Raw genomic sequence first — 22632 nt, 5'->3', positions numbered from 1 at the left:
GTAGGTCACCGCGCACGTGACCCGGCGCAGCTGAGTCAGGGCAGTGGACGTGCCCGGGTCGTCGGACGATACAGCCACGGCTGTTCCGCGCGGATCTGATCGAGCACCGCCAGCAACAGGTCCGCGCGGTGGGCCGGCTGCTCGGCGAACAGCTCCGCGTCGGAGCGCAGATCGTCTCGTCCCTGGACCCCCAACGCGAGTTGAAGGTGCAGGGCGCGCAGGAAGGACGATGTGTTCCGGACGTTGGGTGAGGGCCATTCGGCTTCGAGGTGACCGCGGGTGCGCGGCGGTTTGATCCCGGCGCCGAGCCTGACGAGCCAGGGCTCCACGATCCCGGGATCGAGCTCATTGCGGTGCAGCAGCGTCATGACGGCATAGGCCAGACGATCGTCCTCGCCGTGTCGCCAGATATACGCCGTGGGTGCAAGTACCCGATCGGCGATGACATCGAGCAGCACCGTCAGCTCGAGGCGGCCGAAATGCCGTGATCTGGCGAGTGCGGCCAGCAGGTCGGCGCCGTGGGCTATCGCATTGGCCCAGCCCTGCTCGGGAATCCAGCCGCGATGGTCCTGTTCGCGGACGTACCAAGCCGTCGCACGGTCGCCCCAGTCGAGGACAGACGCTGCCGGCATGAGTTGCTCGTTGTTGTCGCGACCGATGATCTCGGCCAGCATCAGGGCACTGTAGGAACGTCGCATGACCGAGACGTCGCCGTCATGGCCCAGTCCGTGTCGCAGGCCGGGCGCGATGCCGTCGCCGAGCCCGGAGAGCAGTTCGTCGTACACGCCCCGGGTGATCCAGGTCGTCAGGATCGGATAGGCCAGATCTTCGCGGACTCGCGGATTCGCGGCGCCCAGCATGTCGACCAGTTCGACGGTGCATTCGTCGAGGCCGCGATCGGCCGGCACGGCCATCGCGCCCTGCATGACGGACTGCCAATACGCCTCGGACATTCCTTCACCATAATCCGATCGCGGACGGAGAGTCCGCCGTGGTGCCACGTACGGGCCACTACTCTGAGGGTGTGCCCTCCTTGGATGACATCGCACGATCGCAGACATCGCTGAGCGGCGACGACGTTGTCTGGCTCCATGCGCTCGTGGCCGACTGGCAGATCATCGCCGACCTGTCGTTCTCCGATCTGGTCCTGTGGGTGCCCGACTCGGAGTCCAAAGGCTTGTGGGCAGCAGCCCAGATCCGGCCGACGACCGGCCCGACGACGCTGCTGGAGGATGTTGTCGGGACGTTCTTGCCGGTGGGTCGCGCCAAGCAGCTCGAGCGCGCCTTCGCTACCGGCGAGTCCGGCCCCGAGCATTTGGGTGAGCAGATAGACGGCATTCGCACCCGCTTCACGGTCGTTCCGGTGCGACGCGAGAACCGCACGATCGCGGTGGTGTCCCGTCGCAGCGCGGAGACCGGGGTGCGTACTGCCAGCGCTTTGGAGAACGCCTACTTCGAGGCTGCCGGTGAGCTGTCCGAAATGATCCGGCGCGGGGAGTTCCCGCTGGCCGGAGACCGATCCGATCTGGCCGATTCGTTGCGGGTCGGCGACGGCTTCGTGCGTACCGACCGTCTGGGACTCGTGCGATATGCCAGCCCCAATGCGATGTCGGCCTATCGCCGGTTGGGGCTTGCCGGCGATCTGATCGGCACCCCGCTCGACGACGTGACGACCGGGCTGGTCGACCGCCGACCGACCGATCGAGGGGTTCGCGGCGTACTGCGCGGCGACGGTGACAGTGAGACCGAGATCGAGAACGCCAAGGCGTCCCTGCTGCTGCGGGTCATCCCCTTACGGTCGGCAGGACGGCGTAGCGGTGCATTGATCCTGTTGCGAGACGTCACCGAACTGCGTCTTCGCGAACGTGAGCTCGTCTCGAAGGAGGCGACGATCCGCGAGATCCACCACCGGGTCAAGAACAACCTGCAGACCGTCGCCGCGCTGCTGCGTCTGCAGGGACGTCGGATGGAGAATCCGGAGGCGCGCGCCGCGCTGGACGAAGCGGTGCGACGGGTGGGTTCCATCGCGCTGGTCCACGAGACGCTGAGCCAGTCATTCACCGATTTCGTCGACTTCGACGAGATTGCGGATCGGTTGCTGCGGACAGTGCTGGACGTCTCGGACGGTCCGGCGGCTGCCAATCGGATCAAGCCCGATCGCTTCGGCAGCTTCGGTCAGTTGCCGGGAGAAGTGGCGACGCCATTGGCGATGGTGCTGACCGAACTGATTCAAAACGCGGCCGAACATGCCTACGGTGAAGAGGGCGGGCCGTTGACGATTGCGGTCAATCGGATCCGCAGCCGGATCCGCATGCGAGTCAGCGATGAGGGGGTGGGCCTGCCCGCCGACTTCGACCCCGCCAGGAGTCTGGGGCTGTCGATCGTGACGACCCTCGTCACGGGTGAATTGGACGGAACTTTGGACTTCGAACCGCGGGCCGGTGGGGGCACCACGGTGGCGATCTCCTTGTCAGTCTGAGCCCTTCGGCGACGGGTCCACGCATGGAGAAACAAAGAACCCCGCGGCCAGAGGCCACGGGGTTCACCGATACGTGCGTACGTTCAGGCAGTACGAATACGTGCCCGAGCATTGCGGCGCTTCAGCGTACGACGTTCGTCTTCGCTCAAGCCTCCCCACACACCATGATCTTGTCCAGATTCCAATGCCCACTGGAGGCACTGCTCACGGACGTCACAGCGGCGGCATACGACCTTGGCCTCTTCGATCTGCAAGATGGCGGGACCCGTGTTGCCGATGGGGAAGAAGAGCTCAGGGTCCTCATCCAGACAAGCCGATTTGTGGCGCCAGTCCATAGGGACACTCCTTCCCGTTCGGTGTTGCGCCCTCAGACAGCACTGTTTGTCCTGTCCACGGGGCATTGGTATCCATGTTTTCAACATTTCAGTACGTTTACAAGGGCAACGACCCACCGCGAATTGTCGTATCGGTCACATGACACCTACGCTGGCGCGGTGACGTCTCTTGGACGGCCGTCTGGAACGGCTAAGAACCTGCTACTCCTGGCCGCAACTATCGTGTCTTTGGAAGCGTTGACGTTCGTCGTGCTGGCCGTGCTGGAAGCGGTCAACGTCACATCGGGTCGAGTGGGTTTCGGAATCGGCGTCACCTTGTTCTTCCTGGCATTCGCCGCGGGCCTGTTCTGGGCCGCCTGGCTCATCGCGCACGGCGACCCACGAGCGCGTAGTCCGCTGGTGTTCACGCAGCTGATCATGCTCGGACTGGCGTGGAATTTCAGGGTCGACTCGGTCGCGCTGGCTGCGGCGGTTGCGGTTCCGGCGGTGGTGACGCTGGTCTGCCTGCTGGCTCCGCCGGTGACCCGGGCGCTCAGCCAAGACGATCCCGTGTGAGACACTGGGAGCCGGGCACAACCCGTCAACTCCGCTGACGCGGAACATCATCATGCGGCACGCAGCCGCGCCGGCAACCTGATCGGTGCCGATGACCACTACGGAAACGTCCCCGAGGATTCTTTACTTCATGGTTGCCACTGACATCGACCTGCACACCGACCCAGCAGACGCTGAGGATCCCGTCTTCGCGCTGCACCGCGGCGGCAAGATGGCAATCACCGCGACGGTACCGCTGCGCGATGCGGCGGACCTGTCGATGTCGTACACGCCGGGCGTCGCCAAAGTGTGCGAGGCGATCGCCGCGGATCCCGAGATGGCCCACGACTACACCTGGGTGTCGAACACCGTCGCGGTGATCACCGACGGGACCGCGGTACTTGGCCTTGGTGACATCGGCCCTGCCGCCTCCATGCCGGTCATGGAGGGCAAGGCGATCTTGTTCAAGCAGTTCGGCGGCGTCGACGCGATCCCGGTCGCTCTCGACACGACCGACGTCGACGAGATCGTCGAGACGATCGTTCGCATGGCACCGACATTCGGTGGCGTCAATCTGGAAGACATCTCGAGCCCGCGCTGCTTCGAGATCGAGCGCCGACTGATCGAGCGTCTCGACATTCCGGTGTTCCACGACGACCAGCACGGCACCGCAGTCGTGACCCTCGCCGCGCTGATCAATGCGGCGCGGTTGACCGATCGCGAACTGGAAGACCTCAAGGTCGTCATCTCCGGCGCGGGTGCTGCGGGTGTGGCCATCATGAAGATCCTGCGCACAGCCGGCGTCCGCAAGATCGCGATCGTCGACCGCACGGGCGTCATCCACCCCGATCGGGAGAATCTCGACGAACTCAAGAGCTGGCTGGCCGAGCAGACCTCCGACTGGGCCCGGCCCGGATCGATCTCCGACGCGCTGGTCGGTGCCGACGTGTTCGTCGGCGTCTCCGGCGGCACAGTGCCTGAGGAAGCGGTCGCGCAGATGGCACCCGACGCGATCGTCTTCGCGATGGCCAACCCCAACCCCGAGGTCCACCCCGATATCGCGCACAAGTATGCCCGCGTGGTTGCGACAGGTCGTTCGGACTTCCCGAACCAGATCAACAATGTGCTGGTCTTCCCCGGAATCTTCCGGGGTGCGCTCGACGTCCGTGCGACCCGCATCTCCGAAGGCATGAAACTCGCCGCGGCCAATGCCATCGCCGATCTGGTTGGTGACGACATCAGCGAGACCTATGTCATCCCGTCGCCATTCGATCCGCGCGTGGCCACAGCAGTGTCCCGCGCCGTCACCGACACCGCCCGCCGTGAAGGTCTTGCGCGTCGTCCGTACTGACCTGTTCTGATCCGACCAGCCCCGAGGAGTCGTATGTTCGCCGTATACGCCGGATCGATCGATCCAGCCGACCCACTTGCCGGATTGGTCGTCGGTGAACGACCTGAGCCGCAGGTGACCGAGGGCTGGACGACTGTCACGGTCAAAGCCGCCTCGATCAACCACCACGATGTGTGGAGCCTGCGCGGTGTCGGACTGCGCGAGGAGTCTCTGCCGATGATCCTCGGCTGCGATGCCGCCGGATACGACGAGGACGGCAACGAGGTGCTGGTGCACGCCGTCATCAGCGATCCGTCGTGGCGCGGTGACGAGACGCTCGACCCGAAGCGGTCGCTGCTGTCGGAACGGCACCAGGGGACGTTCGCCGAGAAGGTCACGGTGCCGACTCGCAATGTCATCGCGAAGCCCGCCGGACTCTCGTTCGCCGAAGCCGCCTGCCTGCCGACCGCGTGGCTGACGGCGTATCGGATGCTGTTCACCCAGTCAGGCCTCCGGCCCGGCGACAGTGTGCTGGTGCAGGGCGCCGGCGGTGGCGTCGCGACGGCACTCATCACCTTGGCGCGTGCTGCCGGGTTCAGGGTCTATGCGACCAGCCGCGACGAGGACAAGCGGGCCAAGGCTCTGACGATCGGGGCGCACGAGGTCTTCGAGTCAGGTGCCCGGCTCCCGGTCAAGGTCGACGCGGTCATGGAGACGGTAGGAGCGGCGACCTGGTCGCACTCGATCAAGTCGATGCGTCCCGGCGGGACACTTGTCATCTCGGGCGCGACCTCGGGCGATGCCCCGAGCCATGCGGAACTGACCCGGATCTTCTTCCAGCAGATGAAGGTCCACGGTTCGACGATGGGCACCCGTGACGAGTTGCACGCACTCGCGCAGTTCATGGACGTCACCGGCGTCCGTCCTCTGATCGACCGCGAGATCCCCATGGCCGAGGCGGCAACGGGCATCCAGGCCGTCGCCGAGGGTAATGTCTTCGGCAAGATCGTCCTGACGCTGTAGGGGCCCGCTGGTTGAGGTGTGAGGCGGCCTGCGGCCGAGCCTCGAAACCAAGGGTTGGCCGAGCTTCCCAGCTCACCTGGTTTCGAGGCTTCGTCGCAGAGCTCCTCGCTCCTCAACCCGCTCGACCGGTCGCGCGCCGAGCGCGCTCGGGCCTCGCGCTAGTCGGCCAATGTGTGGCGCAGATAGCGCATGGGGGCGTCGAGGTAGGCCTTCCAGTGCTTGACCAGTTCCAGATCCTCCCAGGCGGCATCGCGGATTCCCCAGTCGCCCACCTCGAGGATGCGGGCACCCGGCATCGAGGCCAAGACCGGGGAGTGGGTCGCGCACAGTACTTGACCGCCCGCTGCCGCTATGTCGTGAAGCACCCGGATCAGCGTGAGCGTCGACCGGAACGACAGCGCGGCCTCGGGCTCGTCGAGGCAGTAGAAGCTGGGTGAATCGAACTTGCGGGTCAGCACCTCGAGGAATGACTCACCGTGGCTCATGGCGTGGTAGTCGGGCTCGCCTTTCCCGTACTCGTCCATGTAGGAGTACCAGCCGTGCATCGTCTCGGCGCGTAGGAAGAAGCCCCAGCGCCCCGTGCCGATACCGCGCTGCAGGCGCAGGCTCTCGTGCAGGGGCGACTCGGTCGTGCGGGTCGTGTGCCGCCCGTGGGCGCTGCCGCCCTCGGGGGAGAGGCCATAGGCGATCGCGATCGCCTCGACCAGCGTCGACTTGCCCGAGCCGTTCTCACCCACCAGGAAGGTCACGCCCGGAGGAAGGTCGAGTCCGTCGTTGAGGACCTGGTCGACCGCCGGGACCGTGAACGGCCACGTCTCCCGGTCCCACTCGGAGGTGGGATCACGGGAGACGCGGACGACAGGTGGCTGATCGAAGTTCACGCTGTAACTGTGACATCTGCGAGTGACAAAACCCGGTGGTTGAGGAGCGCGAGGAACGAGCGCGTCTCGAAACCACGTCTCGAAACCCGATGGGTCACCTTGCATGGTGACCTCACCGGGTTTCGACAAGCTGGCGGCTTCGCCGCGCTACGGCTCAACCTGGCTCGACGCTCGGGCGCTAGGCGCCCTCGGTTGAGCGCATCGACAAGCTGGCGGCTTCGCCGCGCTACGGCTCAACCTGGCTCGACGCTCGGGCGCTAAGCGCCCTCGGTCTCACTCATCATCGTCGTCTAGTCGGGCCAGCCAAGTCGCCAGCCGTTCGACCGGAATCTCGAAGTCGGGATTCAGGTCGACGAACGTACTGAGTTGCTCCGCGAGCCAGGCGAAGGTGACTTCTTCGTCACCTCGCCGGCTCTGGAGCTCCTCGATACCGCGATCCGTGAAGTACATGCGTACTCAGCTGAAGGCCTGCTGCATGAGCGTGGCCTGCTCCTCGACGTGGCGGCTGTGCGAACCGACCGAAGGCGCCGACGATTCGGGGCGCGAGACCCGCAGCAGCGGAAGGCCGTCGAACTCGCCGCTGAAGTGCAGCGCGACATGCGGCCACGGACCCTGGTTGGCGGGCTCGTCCTGCACCCAACGCACCTCGCGGGCATTGGGGAAGCGGGCGATCTCGGCATTGAGCTCGGCAACGGGTCGCGGGTAGATCTGCTCGAGGCGGACGATCGCGGTGCGGGACAGTCCCGACTCGCGCTTCTCCCGCTCGGCCATCAGGTCCCAGGTGATCTTGCCCGAGCAGACGAGCACCCGCTCGACCGATGCAGGATCGACGACGTCATCGCCGATCACGGGGCGGAACGTACCGCTCGTGAAATCGTCCGGCTGGGACGCGGCGGCCTTGCTGCGGAGCATCGACTTGGGTGTCATGACGATGAGCGGGCGGTGCTCGCTCTCGAGTGCCTGACGACGCAGCAGGTGGAAGTACGATGCCGGCGTCGAGGGCTGAGCGACCGTCATGGCATCGTCGGCGCACAATTCCAGGAACCGCTCCATGCGGGCCGACGAGTGATCGGGGCCTTGACCCTCGTAACCGTGCGGCAGCAGCAGGACGACGCCCGACTTCTGTCCCCACTTGGTCTCACCCGCCGATATGTACTCGTCGATGACCGACTGCGCGCCGTTGACGAAGTCACCGAACTGGGCTTCCCAGAGGGTCAGCGCTTCGGGGCGGGCCACCGAGTAGCCGTATTCGAAGCCGAGCGCGGCGTACTCGCTGAGCAGCGAGTCGTAGATGTAGAACGTGGCTTGCTCGTCGCCCACATGGGACAGCGGGGTCCACTCGCTCGCATCGTTGCGGTCGATGATCGTCGCGAAACGCGATGAGAACGTGCCACGTCGGGTGTCCTGGCCAGCCATGCGCACAGGACGTCCGTCGAGCAGCAGCGAGCCCAGAGCCAGGATCTCGCCGGTGCCCCAGTCGATCGGCCCGGCAGAGATCGACTGCGCACGCCGTTGGAGCTGGGGGAGCACCTTCGGGTGGACCGTGAAACCTTCGGGCACATTGGTGTACGCGTCGGCGACGGCCTTCATGGCTTCTGGCGTGATCGCGGTGACGAGCGTGTCGGCGGCCAACGGCTTGTCCGGATAGTCCGGCGTCCGGCTGTAGTCGAGATCGGTCGAGGCCTGCTTGACCTCGGCGAAGTTGCGCTCGAGTTGTGCCTGGTAGTCGCTGAGCGCTGCTTCGGCCTCTTCCAGGGTGATGTCGCCACGTCCGACCAGGGCCTCGGTGTAGAGCTTGCGCACCGACTTCTTGGCGTTGATCGTGTCGTACATCAGCGGCTGGGTGAAGCTCGGGTCGTCGCCCTCATTGTGTCCGCGACGGCGGTAGCAGACCAGGTCGATCACGACGTCCTTGTGGAACGTGCGGCGGTATTCGTACGCCAGCTGTGCAACCCGGATACATGCTTCGGGGTCGTCGCCGTTGACGTGGAAGACCGGTGCCTGGATCATCCGGGCGACGTCGGTGCAGTACATCGAGGAGCGCGATGACGACGGCGACGTCGTGAAGCCCACCTGGTTGTTGACGATCAAGTGGATCGTGCCGCCGGTGCGGTAGCCGCGCAGCTGCGAGAGGTTGAGCGTCTCGGCGACGACTCCCTGACCTGCGAACGCTGCGTCACCGTGCACGAGGACCGGAAGGACCGGGAATTCCTCGCCCCGGTTGAGCCGGTCCTGCTTGGCGCGGGTGATGCCTTCGAGGACCGGATCGACGACTTCGAGGTGTGACGGGTTGGCCGCGATCGAGACGTTGATCTTGTCGCCGTTGCCCGACGTGAATTCGCCTTCGACGCCGAGGTGGTACTTGACGTCGCCGGAGCCCTGGACCGTGCGGGGATCGATATTGCCTTCGAACTCGCGGAAGACCTGGCTCGGGCGCTTGCCGGCGATGTTGACCAGGGCATTGAGACGGCCGCGGTGGGCCATGCCGATGCAGACCTCTTCGAGCTTGTCGGCAGCAGCTGCCTCGCAGATCTCGTCGAGGAACGGGATCGTGGTCTCGCCGCCTTCGAGGCTGAACCGCTTCTGCCCGACGAACTTGGTCTGCAGGAATGTCTCGAAGGCTTCGGCCTGGTTGAGCTTCTGCAGGATGCGCAGCTGCTCTTCGCGCGGCGGCTTGGTGTGCGGACGCTCGATGCGTTCTTGGAACCATTCGCGCTCGGTCGGCGACTGGATGTGCATGTACTCCAGGCCGATCGTGCGGGCGTACGAATCGCGCAGGATCCCGAGGATCTCGCGCAGCTTCATGAACCGCTTCTCGCTCTTGAACGAGCCGGTCGCGAACTCGCGGTCGAGATCCCACAGAGTCAGACCGTGCGATGCGGTGTCGAGATCGGGATGCATGCGCGGTGAGGCGTCGAGCGGGTTGGTGTCGGCCATCAGGTGGCCGCGGACCCGGAAGGCGTGGATCAGTTCGAGGACGCGAGCCTGCTTGTGGACCTCGTCGTCGTGGCTGACCGGGATGTCGCGTGCCCAGCGGATCGGCTCGTACGGAATCTTCAGCGCGCGGAAGATCTCGTCGTAGAACTCGTCCTCGCCCAGCAGCAGGGCATGGACACGCTTGAGGAACTCACCCGACTGCGCGCCCTGGATGACCCGGTGGTCATAGGTCGACGTCAGGGTCATCATCTTGGAGATCGCCATCTGGGCGAGGGTGTGCTCCGACGCGCCCTGGAACTCTGGCGGGTACTCCATCGAGCCGACGCCGATGATGACGCCCTGGCCCTGCATCAGACGCGGGATCGAGTGGTTGGTGCCGATGCCGCCGGGGTTGGTCAGGCTGACCGTGGTGCCCTGGAAGTCGGCGACCGTCAGCTTGTTGTCGCGGGCCTTGCCGACCATCGTCTCGTACGCCGCCCAGAACTCGGCGAACGTCATGGTCTCGGCGGCCTTGATCGAGGGGACGAGCAGGGTGCGCGAACCGTCGGGCTTCTTCAGGTCGATCGCGAGGCCGAAGTTGACGTGCTCGGGCTTGAGCTGGTTGGGCTTGCCGTCGACGACTTCGAAGCCCGTGTTCATCTCGGGCATCGCCTTGAGCGCCTTGACGATCGCCCAGCCGATGAGGTGCGTGAACGAGACCTTGCCGCCACGAGCGCGGGCGAGATGGTTGTTGATCACGACTCGCTGGTCGAACAGCAGCTTGACCGGGACCGAACGCACGCTGGTCGCGGTGGGAACAGCGAGGCTCGCGTCCATATTGGCCACGGTGCGAGAGGCCGCACCGCGCAGGATGACCTTCTCGACCTCGCCGGGACCTGCGGCAGGCGTGGGTGCGGCGGCCGGGCGGGTCGCCACCGCCTTGGCAGCGGCGGGCTTGGCGGCCGGGGTGACGGCCGGCTTCGCGGCGACCGGATCGGCGGGCTTGGCTGCCGGCTTCGCGGCCGGGGCAGGCGGCTCGGCGGACTTGGTCTTCTGCGGCGCAGGTTCAGCTGCCGGCGCAGGCGTCTTGGCGGCAGCTTCGGCCGGCACGACGTTGCCGTTCAGAGAAGCTCCGTCACCGGTGGTGAAGAATGTGACCCACGTCGCATCAACAGACGCAGGGTCTTCCTTGTAGCGGTCGTACATCTCTTCGACGAGCCACTGGTTCGTGCCGAAATCAGGGGTTGAATGGTCTTGTGAGGACTCGGCCACAGCCTCGATCGCCTCTTCCAATTGTGTGCTGGCGCGCAGGTTAAAACGTCGCTTAACAGGGTAACGCGACGGTCCAGGCGGCTGCAGGCAGGCTCGACGGACAATCGCCTGGTACTCACAGTGGCACGTCCGGTACGCGGGCGGGATGCCGGATCGGTGCGGGAGTGCGTTCAGGCAGTGATGTTCAACACAGGATCACGGTCAAGGAACGTCCCGAAGGCGGCGGCCTCGTTCGTGAGTGCCCGCTGGATGCGTGGCGTCAAGCTCGCATTGGTCTCGACCGTGATCTCGACACGGGACGAGGTGATGTTGCGACCCCAGGCACCGGCGAGTCGACCATCGATCAACAGCAGGCCGCTGCGACGCATGATCTGCTCGCTCCCGCCCTCGAAGCATGCATAGTCGTCGGGGTCGCGCGCGTACGAGATGTACTCGTCGAAGTTCGACAGCAGGACTGCTGCGGGGATCTCGACCTCGACCGGCTCGTCGACTGTCCAGTAGGCCACGCCGTCGACATCGAGTGGACGCAGTTCGCCCAGTGTTATCGCGCGACGCGCATCGCCCAACGTCAGACCGGCCCACCACGCCAAGTCCTTGTCGCGGAACGGGCCGTGCCCGATGCCGTAGCGCCGGGCCACTCGGGACAGCAGCTCGTCGCGGCCCTCCCCGACACTGTGCGGCGGTAGTGCCCGGTACGTGTGCTGCTTGCCCCGCATGGGGCCGTTGACGATCAGCGCGCTGATTTCGGCGTTGATGACCAGGTCGCCCAGTGGCTGACCCGCACCGGGCATCCCGGCCTCGGTCAGAAAGGCGCCGAGCTCCGCCCGGGTTCGGGGTTCACCATCTGCCAGCGCTGCGGCGATGATTTTGGCAGACCGCTCGAGCACGCCCGATTCGCCGTGGCCTCGGCTGCTGGCCTCGATGAGTCGTCGGATGCGTGGTGCCGTGAGGGTCAGCATCCAGTGGATGTCCTCTGGGCTCACGAAGTGCCACGTGGGCCGCAGTATGTGGGTGCGGACGAAGTCGCCCCGGTCGAAGGCCGATTGGACGTCGGCGAGCGTCAGCGTCGGTGTCCGGCGCGCGACGGCCCACAGAGCCATGTCGTGGAGTTGTGACTGGACCCCGCCCAGATGCCGCACGACATCCGCGGCGGTGTCGAATCTTGCCGCTGCGAGGCCCTGCGCGTGCAGGCGTCCGGGAATCGTCGGCTTCATGGGCCCACCTACTACTTCTTCTTGAGGGACTCCTCGACCTTACGGATCTCAGAATCGGTCAGCTTTCGCCAAGGGGAGGGCTCTTCCTGGGTGGCCCGCGCGTCCGGGCTGACGTCGACCGAGTACCACTTCGCGGTGAACGGTGTCCCGTTCAACATGACGCGTTCGCCCTTGCGGTAGGCCGTGCCCTGCTTCCAGGTCGGATAGGTGTCCTTCGGCAGGCTCTTGACGACCACTGGCTTCTCGCCCGGCAGGACCGGACCGATGAGACGCCATGGTGACGATGATTCGTCGACGACCGGATCGTCCGGCACATCGCCGAGAGTCCACCATTTGGCGACGTACGCATTGTGGTGCCAGACGATGCGGGTGCCTTCGACGTAGGTGACGTTCTCGTCCCAGATCGGGTACGGGCTCTTGGCCGGATCGTCGGTCACGGCGCTTTCGGGGTTCTGCCGTCCGCCGGTCGATTCGGGCTCGACGGGGGTGACCTCGGTCTTGTCGGGGCTGCCCGTCATGGTTCCGCGCAGCACCGCGGCGAATGACTCGGCGCCCTGTTCCACGCCGCTGCACGAGTTCGACACGATCGTCACGTCCGGGTAGTTCTCGCCGCACGTGCGGTCGCGGTTGACCGACCACATCGACATTCGGCCCAGGCCCTTGGAGTTGGCGAACGCGCTGAACTCTCGGGCGGCGCTCATCGTGAAGACCTCGCCGGCGATGTCGTTCTGTCCGATCATCGGCGTCGCACCCATGCGGCGCCACAATGTCGACGAACCGATCTCGACCCCGGCCTGCTTGTAGATCTGGTCCAGCTGGTCGTGTGTCGCGTCGAGCGCACTGGTCGAGGCATCCAGCATCGACTGCCCCTTCTCGCGGCTGTTGCCGTAGTCCATCGTCATGACATTGACGCCGGACAGATCGACGTCAGCGGTCAACATCGCAGCGACGGCCTGTTTGCCCTCGGCGGACAGCCCGGCGGGGGAGACGGGCAGCGTCAGCCAGATGCGCAGGTCCTTGCCTGCGGCTTCGCGCTCGTCCTGCAGCGCCTTCATCGCAGTCGCCCGACGAGCCGACGCAGCGGTGTCACCCAGCGCGGCGCCTTCGATGTCGAGGTCGATCGTCCGCAGGTCGTAGCGGTCGACGACTGTGCGGTAGGCCTTCAGGAGATCGTCCGGGTCGGTGCACGCTGTGGACAGTTCGGAGTTGATGGCCCCGCCGAATGAGACCGCGACGCTGCCGCCGCGCTGGCTCAGGCGGGCGATACGGCGGTCGAGATCGAGGTCCTCGGCGGCCGATTCGAGCGAGTAGGCTCCGCCCCAGGTCGGCTTGCAGGCGCGTGCAGGATCGGCCACGACGAATGACAGCACGACATCGCGGGTCGAGGCCGATACCGGCTGCTCGAATGCGTACAGCGGCGTGACGGTGGCATCCACGTAGCCCGCGAACCAGGCCGTGCTGTCGGATGCGGCCTTGGCGTCCTGGTGTTGGCGCCAGCTCGACGTGCCGACGAAGGCGACGCTCGCCAAGGCGATGAGCAGGACCGCCAGCCGGACGATCGACAGTCGGCGCCCGTTGCTTCGCGTCACTGATATGTCCCTTGTTAGTTACCGGTCGAGGTGCCTATCGTGCCACCAATCGGGTCAAATGGTTTTTCTGGCCGCTACCGACCGCTACTGTGTCGCCTGAGGCTGAGGGAGGCCGATGGCATTGAAGTTGAAAAGCGGGTTGACCGAATCCAAGACCCGACGCCAGTGGGGAGCCGAACGGCGCTCGGAACCACTGTCGATCGTGCACCCCAGGCCGAGCGCTGCCAAGATCACCTGGGGACGGATCGCGATCGTCGTGACGATCGTGTCGTGGTTCGGCTACGTCGTGTCGACGATTCTGCGGCAGTTCCTCGACTACGGCGGCGGTTTCCGCTTCACGATGGAGGCCATCTCCTATCTCGTCGTCGTGAGCTTCCTGACGTTCTCGGCGTTGATGTACCTCGTGGCCAGACAAGGCGCGATGCTCAGATTCCGCGATCACGAACGCGCCCCGCGCGGCATGATCGACCGCCATTTCGCCGACGCGCGCAGCGAACGCCTGACGGTGCTGATCCCCTCGTACGCCGAGGAACCCGATGTCGTCCGGCTGACGATGTGGAGTGCGGCGCTGCAGGAGTATCCCGATCTGCACGTCGTGCTCCTGATCGACGATCCGCCGTCGCCGACCGATCCTGATGTGCTCGCCAAGCTCGACGCCACCAGACAGCTCGCACCCGACATCGTCGAAGCGTTGCGGGAGCCGAGCGGCCAGTTCGAGGCCTCCCTGGTCGATGCGGAGCTGCGCCTGCTCGGCGGCGAGGCCACTCGGGAGGATGTCGAGATCCTGCTGGCGGACTACCGCGATGCCGCGGCCTGGCTCGACGCGATGGCCGAGGCCGAGGAGATCATCGACCACGTCAGCGAGTTCTTCGTCGACCAGGTGTTGATCGGCCTGTCGAATGAACTGATGTTGACCGCGATCGCGCTCGAGGCGGCGCTGAAACAGGGCGACGTCCCGGCGGCCGACCGTCTGGTCGAGCTGCACCGCCGGCTCGCGTGGATCTTCCGGGCAGACCTGGAGAGTTTCGAGCGCAAGGGCTACGGCTCGCTGTCCCACGAGGCCAATAAGGCCATGAACGTCAATGCCTACCTGGGGTTGATGGGCCATGTCTGGCGTCCCAACCGCACGGCGGCCGGCATCATGCTCGACGAGGTCGAGACTGCCGAGCCGGGCGATCTGGTCGTCCCGGATTCGTACTACGTGCTGACCCTCGACGCGGACTCCCAGCTGTTGCGCGACTACTGCATCCGGCTGGTGTTCCTGCTGGAGCAGAGCGAGAACGAACGGGTTGCGATCGTGCAGACACCCTATTCGTCGTTTCGCGGTGCGCCCACACGGATCGAACGGATCGCGGGTGCCACGACGGATTTGCAGCACATCTTGCACCAGGGCAAGACCCACCACAATGCGACGTTCTGGGTCGGCGCCAATGCGGTCATCCGTAAACATGCGTTGGAAGACATTGTCGAGGTCGAGAACGTCGGCGGCTACGACATCAAGACGTATATCCAGGACCGAACCGTCATCGAGGACACCGAGTCGAGCATCGACGTCGGCACCGCGGGCTGGACCTTGGTCAACTATCCCGAGCGCCTGAGTTACAGCGCGACGCCCCCGGACTTCGGCTCCCTGGTCGTGCAGCGCCGTCGCTGGGCCAATGGCGGTCTGTTGATCCTGCCGAAGCTCTGGGAGCAGGTGCGTCATCGCCGGTTCAGCCGTGAGCGCGTCCACCTGACCGAGCTTGCGCTGCGGGTCAACTACATGGCCTCGATCGCGTGGGCCAGCTTCGGTCTGCTGTTCTTGCTGTTCTATCCCTATGACAGTCGCTTGCTGAGCCCGCTCGTGCTCGGTGCGGCCGTGCCGTACTTCCTGGCGATGGGCAGCGATCTGCGCGACTGCGGGCACCGGTTCGGCGACATCTTCAGGATCTACGGCTTCAACCTGGTGTTGCTGCCGGTCAATCTCGCGGGCGTGCTCAAGTCGATCCAGCAGGCCTTCACGGGCGAGAAGATCCCGTTCGCCCGCACGCCGAAGGTCCGCGACCGTACGGCTGCTCCGGCGCTCCACGTGCTGGTGCCGTACCTGATCGTGATCTTTTCGATCATCACGGCGTGGCGTGATTTCAACCAGGAGAACTGGGGCAATTTCAGCTTCGCGGTGTTCAACGCCGTGCTCGCCGCCGGCGCGATCCGAGCCTACATCGGCGTCCGGGCATCATTCGTCGACATGGGTCTGGGGCTCGTCAACTGGCTGTACGTCGAGCCGAAACCACAGAAGGCCAAGGTCGAGCGATCGGTCGACGACACGATCGACTGGGAGTCGATTCTCTACTACGGTGACCGTCGGTTGGCTCGCGATCTTCGCCGTCGCGGTGATCGCCGTCGACGGATTCGCAAGACCAGCGCCTGACGCCGGTCAGGCGATTGCGTCAGACCGGCAGGTGCGGGAAGTCTCCCGAACGCTTCTGGAACGCCAGGATGTCCGGGTTCTGGATGACACCGTTGCGGATCTCGATCGCGCGCCGCACGGTCTCGTCGGCGTCCCACGATGTAGGACCGTCCAGGACCTTACCGAGGTAGGGCAGCAGCGCCTGACTGATCTCCCAGGTCGCGGAGTTCCACAGATATGACGGGCTGTGATCGACGGCGTAGTACGTCACGCCATTGCCGACCGTGAAGGTCGGATCGTCGAAGGTCGTCGGTCGAGCCCATTCGAAGCCCATGCCCTCGTCGCACGACACGTCCACGACGAGTGTTCCCGACGGCAACGTGGGCAGATCGGCGTCCATGAGGAATGACATGGGGGAGTTGGGGTCCTGCAGCACGCAGTTGACGATGACGTCGTGTCCGGCGAGCAGAGCAGGCATGGGCGCCCACTCCTGATCGACGAACGCGCGGCTCTCGGCCGGTGATGCGGCGGGATCGAAGTGCACGATACGTGCGGAGTGGATCGGCGCGCTGACGGCAGCGACGCCGCGCTGGGTGAAGATGTCGACGTCGTGGATTCCGTGCGCACTGAGCGCAGTCACCGCTCCGCGAGCGGTCGCGCCGAAGCCGATCACGGCAGCACTGAGCCGGCGACCGTAGTTGCCGGTGAGCCCGGCGATCTCCATCGCGTGCAGCACCGAGCAGTATCCCGCGAGCTCGTTGTTCTTGTGGAATGTGTGGAGCAGGAAGTTCCCTTCGCCGCTCCAGTGGTTCATGGCCTCCCACGCGATCAACGTCAACTTGCGATCGATCGCGGCCTGCGTGAGTGCCTGGTCCTGGACACAGTGTGGCCAGCCCCACAACGTCTGCCCTTCTCGCAGTTCCAGCAGGTCGGCGGCACTCGGCTTGGTCAGCAAGATGATGTCGCAGCGGGCGATCAGCTCTGCGCGGGGCAGTAGTCCGGCCACCAGAGGGCGCAGCTCGTCGTCGGAGAATCCGAACCCCTCGCCGTATCCTTCCTCCAAGAAGATGTACGGCCGGACCGCGTCGGTCAGGCGTTCGAGGTGCCGGGGATGAATCGGCAGACGCCGTTCGTTCTCCTTGGCCGTGCGGGCGATGACACCGAGCGTGAGTTGGTCCATGCGGACTCCAGAACTGGATATTCCACAGGAATCGGCTGCTCCGGGATAGATCTGCCGTCAGAACGGCCATCCACAAGCTAACAGATGTGGGTCACGTCACCTGACGCGTTGATCATGCCTTCGCGAACCGGGCGGGTCGAAATGGCTCGAGGATCTGGAATCTGCGGTCGTGGCAGATCTCTTCTGCTGCGAGACGACCGAGTCCTGCCGAGAGCGCAACCGCGGCGTGGGCCGACACGACGTACAGGCCGTCGGCTTCTGCAGCGCTGCCGACGATCGGACGACCGTCTGCGGGAATGGGGCGGTGACCGACCGAGACGTCGGTGAGCGTGACGCCTTGCGCGTCGGCGATCTCGCGGTGGATCGAGGCAAGGGCGAGTCGCGCGAGCACGTCAGGTCCATTCGTCGGGGAGTCGTCGATGTAGTCCTCGGCCGCGAGCAGCGCAGTGTCTGTGGCTTGCCGGAGCTCGAAGTCGGGACCCGACACGATCCGATTCACCAAAGGGGTGGGCGTGTTGAACCGCATGAGAATGCAAGGTGAGGAATTGATCGGCACCCGGACGCCTGCGGTGAGGGCCAGTCTGGTGGTCTCGGTGCCTGCGGTGAGCACGACGGTGTCTATGTCAATCGTTCCGGCCGACGTTCGGAGTCCGGTGACTCTCCCGTTGGACACGAGCACCTCGTGCACATCTGTTTCCGCCGACAGCTCGGCTCCGAGACCCTGCGCTCCTCTTAGCAATGACATCGTCAATGCCACCGGATCGACGCTGCCGTCATGCTCGGCGAAAACGGCCGTCGACGGGGGATTGAGGAGCCGGGGTTCGAGTCGCTTGATCTCGTGGCGGTCGACGATCCGGGCCGAGCCGGCGGCGGGTCCGACCGGCCATGACAACGCCCCGTGTCGGCGAAGTGAGATCGGCACGGGGAGCTCGGTCGCGAGGCGATCGAGTTCGTCAGATGCGAGGCGGCGCAAGGTCGCCTGCTCCTGGTCGGGCGCAGACGCAGAAAGGCCTATCCAGGCGAACGAGTCTCTGGTCACTCCGCCGCCGGCGGTGGGCCCCGCTTCGATCAGCAGGACCTGGGCACCCTCGCGGGCGAGGTGGTAGGCAACGGCGGCTCCAACCACTCCGGCACCGACGACGGCGATACGTCGTGGCGTTCCTCGTGCCGCGCTGTGAATCGGATTCTCCTCGAAACTGTGCCCCCGGCAGGATTCGAACCTGCGCTTCCGCCTCCGGAGGGCGGCGCTCTATCCCCTGAGCTACGGGGGCCAATACGGCCAACTGCGGTGTGAGCCTACCGCACGACGGCTAGGGTCATTCGCATGCCCAGAGTGCTCGTCGTGGACGACACCCCATCGATCCGCTTCCTGATCCGGACGAACCTGGAAATTGCAGGCTTCGACGTCGACGAAGCCGTCGACGGGGTGGACTGCCTCGACGTGCTCAGCCGTATGGAAGTTCTGCCGGACGTCATCACGGTCGACGTCATGATGCCAAGACTCGACGGTGTCGCGACGGTCACGTCAGTGCGGGCGGATCCCCGGTTCAAGCACGTCGCCGTCGTCATGGTGACGACACAGAGTCACCCCGCCGACATCCAGAGGGCATCGGAGGCCGGGGTCGATGCGTACGTCATCAAGCCCTTCGATCCGGACTTCCTGGTCAGCACGGTGCGTGACGTCATCGAAGGAGCCAAGGGCCGCGAAGTCCAGTCCTGATTGTGCTCGACCACGTGGGTCGTCGAAGCAGGACGAAGTGCTCGACCGATACCCTTGACCGGTGACCCCCGACCAGCTTTCCGCGACCATCATCAGTGCCCTGACCGCCCTCAGCGAGTCGGGCACCATCGTTTTGCCGGACGGCGTGCCGGCCAAAGTCGTGGTCGAGCGTCCCAAGGTCAAGGAGCACGGCGACTACGCGACGAATATCGCCTTGCAACTCGGCAAGAAGGCCGGCATGAATCCGCGCGAGTTCGCGCAGCTGCTGGCCGATTCGCTGACGTCTGCCGACGGGATCGCCAGTGCCGAGATCGCCGGGCCCGGCTTCCTCAACATCCGCGTCGACGCGGGCGCACAAGGCGCTCTGGCACCGCAGATCGTCGCGGCCGGTCAGTCTTACGGCACAAGCGATCTGTACGCCGGGCAGAAGGTCAACCTGGAGTTCGTCAGCGCCAACCCCACGGGCCCGATTCACATCGGCGGCGTCCGGTGGGCGGCCGTCGGTGATTCGCTGGGTCGCATCCTGACCGCGATCGGCGCCGACGTGACGCGGGAGTACTACTTCAACGACCACGGCGTCCAGATCGATCGCTTCGCCCGTTCGCTGCTGGCCGATGCCCGCGGGGAAGACGCTCCCGAGGATGGTTACGGCGGCCAGTACATCTCCGATATCGCCGCGACCGTCGTCGCCAAGGTGCCCGGCGTCGTGGAGCTGCCCGACGCCGAAGCGCTCGAGACGTTCCGGGCCGAGGGCGTCGACTTGATGTTCACCGAGATCAAGCAGAGCTTGCACGACTTCGGCGTCGACTTCGACGTGTACTTCCACGAGAACGATCTGCATGAGTCCGGTGCGGTCGATCGGGCCATCGCGCGCCTCGACGAGCTCGGGATGATGTACGACAAGGACGATGCGCGCTGGCTCAAGACCTCGGAGTTCGGCGACGACAAGGACCGCGTCGTCATCAAGTCCGACGGTCAGCCGGCCTACATCTCCGGCGATCTGGCCTACTACCTCGACAAGCGTGAGCGCGGCTTCGATCGCTGCCTCATCATGCTCGGCGCGGATCACCACGGCTACGTGTCGCGGATGATGGCGATGTGCGCCGCCTTCGGCGACACCCCCAAGGTCAACCTCGAACTGCTGATCGGTCAGCTCGTCAACCTGGTCCGTGACGGCCAGCCGCTGCGCATGAGCAAGCGCGCCGGCACGGTCCTGACGTTGGAAGACCTCGTCGAGGCGATCGGCGTCGATGCCTCGCGCTACGCCCTGGCGCGCTATTCGATGGATTCGATGATCGACCTCGACCTCGACCTGTGGGCGAGCCAGACCAGCGACAATCCGGTCTTCTACGTGCAGTACGCGCATGCGCGCTTGTCGTCGATCATTCGCAATGCCGCCGATCTGAACGTCGTCCTCGACGAGTCGACGTTCAACCCCTCGCTCCTGGTCGTCGACCAAGAAGGCGCACTGCTTCGTTCACTGGCCGACTATCCCAAGGTCGTGGCACGGGCCGCGGAGTTGCGCGAGCCGCACCGGGTCGCCCGGTACCTCGAAGACACCGCAGCGGCATTCCACAAGTTCTACGACGTCGCACATGTGCTGCCCAAGGGAGACGAGGAACCGACCGATCTGCATCGAGCCCGGCTCATGCTGGTCGCCGCGACGCGGCAGGTCATCGCCAACGGTCTCGGCCTTCTCGGCGTCTCGGCACCGGAGCGTATGTGATGCGCAGTCATGAGGCCGGCGCGATCCACGGCCAGGCCGGCGACCGCGGTCCTGCTTGGCTGAAGAGCCCCGAAGATCCCAATCAGCTGGTCTCGCACCTGTGGTCCGACGGCGTGTCCAAGGTCGACGGCGTCCTGACCGTCGCGGGGGAGTCGGTGCTCGACCTCGCGGCCGAGTTCGGCACGCCGACCTATGTCGTCGACGAGGATGACTTCCGCCGCCGCGCCCGCGGGTTCAAGGAGGCGTTCGTCGGGGCCGACGTCTATTACGCGGGCAAGGCGTTCTTGTGCGTCGCGGCCGCGCGGTGGATCGACGAAGAAGGACTCAACCTCGACGTGTGCTCCGGCGGCGAACTCGCGGTCGCGCTCAAGGCAGGCTTTCCGGCTGGGCGCATCGGCCTGCACGGCAACAACAAGTCAGTCGCCGAACTGCGTCGTGCGCTGGAGGCCGGAGTCGGCCGCATCATCATCGACTCGCTGCTGGAGATCGATCGACTGCGCGATCTGACCGCGGAGCTGGGTGTCACAGCGCCGGTCATGATCCGTGTGACGGCCGGAGTCGAGGCGCACACGCACGAGTACATCTCGACTTCGCACGAGGACCAGAAGTTCGGCTTCTCGATCAGCGGGGGCGATGCCTTCGAGGCTGCCCGCAGGGTGCTGGCGACGCCTGGCCTCGAACTGCGCGGATTGCACTCGCACATCGGCTCGCAGATCTTCGTGACCGACGGTTTCGAGGTCGCTGCCCGTCGTGTGCTGCGGCTGCATGCCGAGATAGAGAAGGAACTCGGCGTGGCGATGCCCGAGTTCGATCTGGGTGGCGGCTTCGGCATCGCCTACACGACCCAGGACGATCCGTCGTCTGCAGCCGATCTCGCGACGGCGATGTTGAAAATAGTTGAAGATGAATGTCTTGGACTGGGAGTGGCAATACCGCATCTGTCGATCGAGCCCGGACGTGCGATCGCCGGACCGTCGACCTTCACCCTGTACGAAGTCGGCACGACCAAGTCGGTCGCACTCGACGCCGGGGCGTCGCGACGTTACATATCGGTCGACGGCGGTATGAGTGACAACATCCGCCCGGCGCTCTATGGCGCCGACTACTCATGCACCTTGGCTTCCCGGACGTCGGACGCGCCCGCGGTGCTGAGTCGGGTCGTCGGCAAGCACTGCGAGTCCGGCGACATTGTGGTCAAGGACGAGTTCCTGCCTGGCGACGTCACGGTCGGCGATCTGCTCGCAGTTCCCGGCACGGGTGCGTACTGCCGCTCGCTTGCGAGCAACTACAACCACGTCCCGCGTGCTGCGGTCGTCGCGGTCCGCGATGGTGAGGCACGGGTCATCCTGCGGCGTGAGACCGAAGACGATCTCTTGGTCCTCGACATCGGCTAGGTTGTGGCGACCATGGTCCACCGCTCTGTAGCCAGATTCGCCGCGATGCTCGTGGTCGGCGTGGTCATCGGTGCGATGGTCGCGGTGGCGGACAGCTGGACGCTCGGGCTGGTCCTCGGCTGGGCGGCGGCATGCCTGGTCTACATCACGTGGGTGTGGCTCGTGATCGGTCGCATGGATGCGGCCGGCACCGCATCGCATGCTCAGCGCGAGGATCCTGTCAGATCCATGGCGGAGCTGTTGATACTGGTGGCGAGCGTGGCGAGCCTCGGTGCAGCCGCGATGTTGTTGGTCGAGGCGCGTTCGGGCTCCTCGACCAGGTCCGATGTGCTGGCAGCCACTGCTCTGGCAGGGGTCGCACTGTCGTGGCTCCTGATCCACACCCTCTTCACTTTGCGCTACGCCAGCCAATACTTCGACGGACCGGTCCGTGACATCGACTTCAACACCGACGATGCGCCTCGGTATGTCGACTTCGCCTATGTCGCGTTCTCGGTGGGCATGACCTTTCAGATCTCCGACACGAACCTGAGAACCAGCGCGCTGCGGGGCATCGTGTTGCGTCATGCCTTGCTGTCCTACGTCTTCGGTACCGTGGTCGTCGCCACGACGATCAACCTGGCGATCAGCCTCGCCAGCTGAGGCCTCCG

At 65.3% G+C, this 22632-nt stretch carries 18 protein-coding genes and 1 tRNA gene; 9 read left to right on the top strand and 10 right to left on the bottom strand.

The window, feature by feature from the left end; all coding sequences use genetic code 11:
• Positions 1-35: 35 nt before the first annotated feature.
• Positions 36-953 (bottom strand): DUF2785 domain-containing protein, encoded by a 918-nt coding sequence (locus tag ACXJKC_RS09750; protein WP_456696499.1) that lies wholly within the window; start codon positions 951-953, stop codon positions 36-38.
• 71 nt (positions 954-1024) lie between these two features.
• On the opposite strand from ACXJKC_RS09750, the gene ACXJKC_RS09745 reads away from it, so the two are divergent.
• On the top strand, positions 1025-2479 hold the full coding sequence (locus ACXJKC_RS09745; protein WP_456696498.1) for a sensor histidine kinase: 1455 nt from the start codon (positions 1025-1027) through the stop codon (positions 2477-2479).
• 83 nt (positions 2480-2562) lie between these two features.
• On the opposite strand, the gene ACXJKC_RS09740 is transcribed toward ACXJKC_RS09745, so the two are convergent.
• A complete protein-coding gene (locus tag ACXJKC_RS09740; RefSeq protein ID WP_082530375.1) occupies positions 2563-2814 on the bottom strand; it encodes a WhiB family transcriptional regulator in 252 nt (83 codons plus the stop codon).
• A 159-nt stretch (positions 2815-2973) separates the two neighbouring features.
• Here ACXJKC_RS09740 and ACXJKC_RS09735 point away from each other — a divergent pair, with 159 nt between their 5' ends.
• From ACXJKC_RS09735 to ACXJKC_RS09725, 3 genes are all read left to right on the top strand, one after another.
• Complete coding sequence (locus ACXJKC_RS09735; protein WP_456696497.1) at positions 2974-3369, top strand: hypothetical protein; 396 nt, start codon at positions 2974-2976, stop codon at positions 3367-3369.
• Between the two features lie 130 nt (positions 3370-3499).
• Entirely contained in the window at positions 3500-4699 is a 1200-nt protein-coding gene (locus tag ACXJKC_RS09730) for an NAD(P)-dependent malic enzyme (protein WP_456696496.1), read from the top strand.
• A 33-nt stretch (positions 4700-4732) separates the two neighbouring features.
• Positions 4733-5701 (top strand): zinc-binding dehydrogenase, encoded by a 969-nt coding sequence (locus tag ACXJKC_RS09725; RefSeq protein WP_456696495.1) that lies wholly within the window; start codon positions 4733-4735, stop codon positions 5699-5701.
• 158 nt (positions 5702-5859) lie between these two features.
• Here the strand turns inward: ACXJKC_RS09725 and ACXJKC_RS09720 are convergent, their stop codons facing one another.
• From ACXJKC_RS09720 to ACXJKC_RS09700, 5 genes are all read right to left on the bottom strand, one after another.
• Positions 5860-6582, bottom strand: coding sequence for an AAA family ATPase (locus tag ACXJKC_RS09720; RefSeq protein WP_456696494.1), 723 nt, complete (start codon positions 6580-6582; stop codon positions 5860-5862).
• 273 nt (positions 6583-6855) lie between these two features.
• The gene (locus tag ACXJKC_RS09715) at positions 6856-7032 is read right to left on the bottom strand and encodes a DUF6104 family protein (RefSeq protein ID WP_194839850.1); all 177 of its coding nucleotides are present in this window, start codon (positions 7030-7032) and stop codon (positions 6856-6858) included.
• 6 nt (positions 7033-7038) lie between these two features.
• Positions 7039-10770 carry a multifunctional oxoglutarate decarboxylase/oxoglutarate dehydrogenase thiamine pyrophosphate-binding subunit/dihydrolipoyllysine-residue succinyltransferase subunit gene (locus ACXJKC_RS09710; RefSeq protein WP_456696493.1) on the bottom strand — a complete coding sequence of 1244 codons (3732 nt, stop codon included), beginning with the start codon at positions 10768-10770 and terminating at the stop codon, positions 7039-7041.
• Between the two features lie 170 nt (positions 10771-10940).
• A complete protein-coding gene (locus ACXJKC_RS09705; protein ID WP_456696492.1) occupies positions 10941-11984 on the bottom strand; it encodes a winged helix DNA-binding domain-containing protein in 1044 nt (347 codons plus the stop codon).
• 11 nt (positions 11985-11995) lie between these two features.
• Positions 11996-13573: a chitinase gene (locus ACXJKC_RS09700; protein WP_456696491.1), complete on the bottom strand. Its 1578-nt coding sequence runs from the start codon at positions 13571-13573 to the stop codon at positions 11996-11998.
• Between the two features lie 115 nt (positions 13574-13688).
• Here ACXJKC_RS09700 and ACXJKC_RS09695 point away from each other — a divergent pair, with 115 nt between their 5' ends.
• Positions 13689-15983: a glycosyltransferase family 2 protein gene (locus tag ACXJKC_RS09695; protein WP_456696490.1), complete on the top strand. Its 2295-nt coding sequence runs from the start codon at positions 13689-13691 to the stop codon at positions 15981-15983.
• Between the two features lie 19 nt (positions 15984-16002).
• Here ACXJKC_RS09695 and ACXJKC_RS09690 read toward each other — a convergent pair whose 3' ends face one another.
• The 3 genes from ACXJKC_RS09690 to ACXJKC_RS09680 form a co-directional block, all read right to left on the bottom strand.
• Positions 16003-17142, bottom strand: a complete 1140-nt coding sequence (locus ACXJKC_RS09690) for a N(5)-(carboxyethyl)ornithine synthase (protein ID WP_456696489.1) — start codon at positions 17140-17142, stop codon at positions 16003-16005.
• Positions 17143-17254: 112 nt separating this feature from the next.
• A complete protein-coding gene (locus ACXJKC_RS09685) occupies positions 17255-18289 on the bottom strand; it encodes an NAD(P)/FAD-dependent oxidoreductase (RefSeq protein ID WP_456696653.1) in 1035 nt (344 codons plus the stop codon).
• Between the two features lie 52 nt (positions 18290-18341).
• Positions 18342-18413: transfer RNA gene (locus ACXJKC_RS09680), tRNA-Arg, on the bottom strand.
• Between the two features lie 53 nt (positions 18414-18466).
• On the opposite strand from ACXJKC_RS09680, the gene ACXJKC_RS09675 reads away from it, so the two are divergent.
• The 4 genes from ACXJKC_RS09675 to ACXJKC_RS09660 all read left to right on the top strand — a co-directional run bounded on the left by ACXJKC_RS09675 (position 18467) and on the right by ACXJKC_RS09660 (position 22624).
• Positions 18467-18862 (top strand): response regulator, encoded by a 396-nt coding sequence (locus ACXJKC_RS09675; RefSeq protein ID WP_456696488.1) that lies wholly within the window; start codon positions 18467-18469, stop codon positions 18860-18862.
• Positions 18863-18923: 61 nt separating this feature from the next.
• Complete coding sequence (gene argS / locus ACXJKC_RS09670; RefSeq protein ID WP_456696487.1) at positions 18924-20588, top strand: arginine--tRNA ligase; 1665 nt, start codon at positions 18924-18926, stop codon at positions 20586-20588.
• Entirely contained in the window at positions 20588-21982 is a 1395-nt protein-coding gene (lysA, locus tag ACXJKC_RS09665) for a diaminopimelate decarboxylase (RefSeq protein ID WP_456696652.1), read from the top strand. Before argS ends, lysA begins: the two co-directional genes overlap by 1 nt.
• Positions 21983-21994: 12 nt before the next feature.
• Complete coding sequence (locus ACXJKC_RS09660) at positions 21995-22624, top strand: DUF1345 domain-containing protein (RefSeq protein ID WP_456696486.1); 630 nt, start codon at positions 21995-21997, stop codon at positions 22622-22624.
• The last annotated feature ends 8 nt before the right edge of the window (positions 22625-22632 follow it).

It is taken from the genome of Aeromicrobium sp. P5_D10, assembly GCF_054049535.1.
The sequence above is the reverse complement of the archived record's forward strand: the minus strand, read 5'-3'. Positions and strand labels throughout refer to the sequence as shown.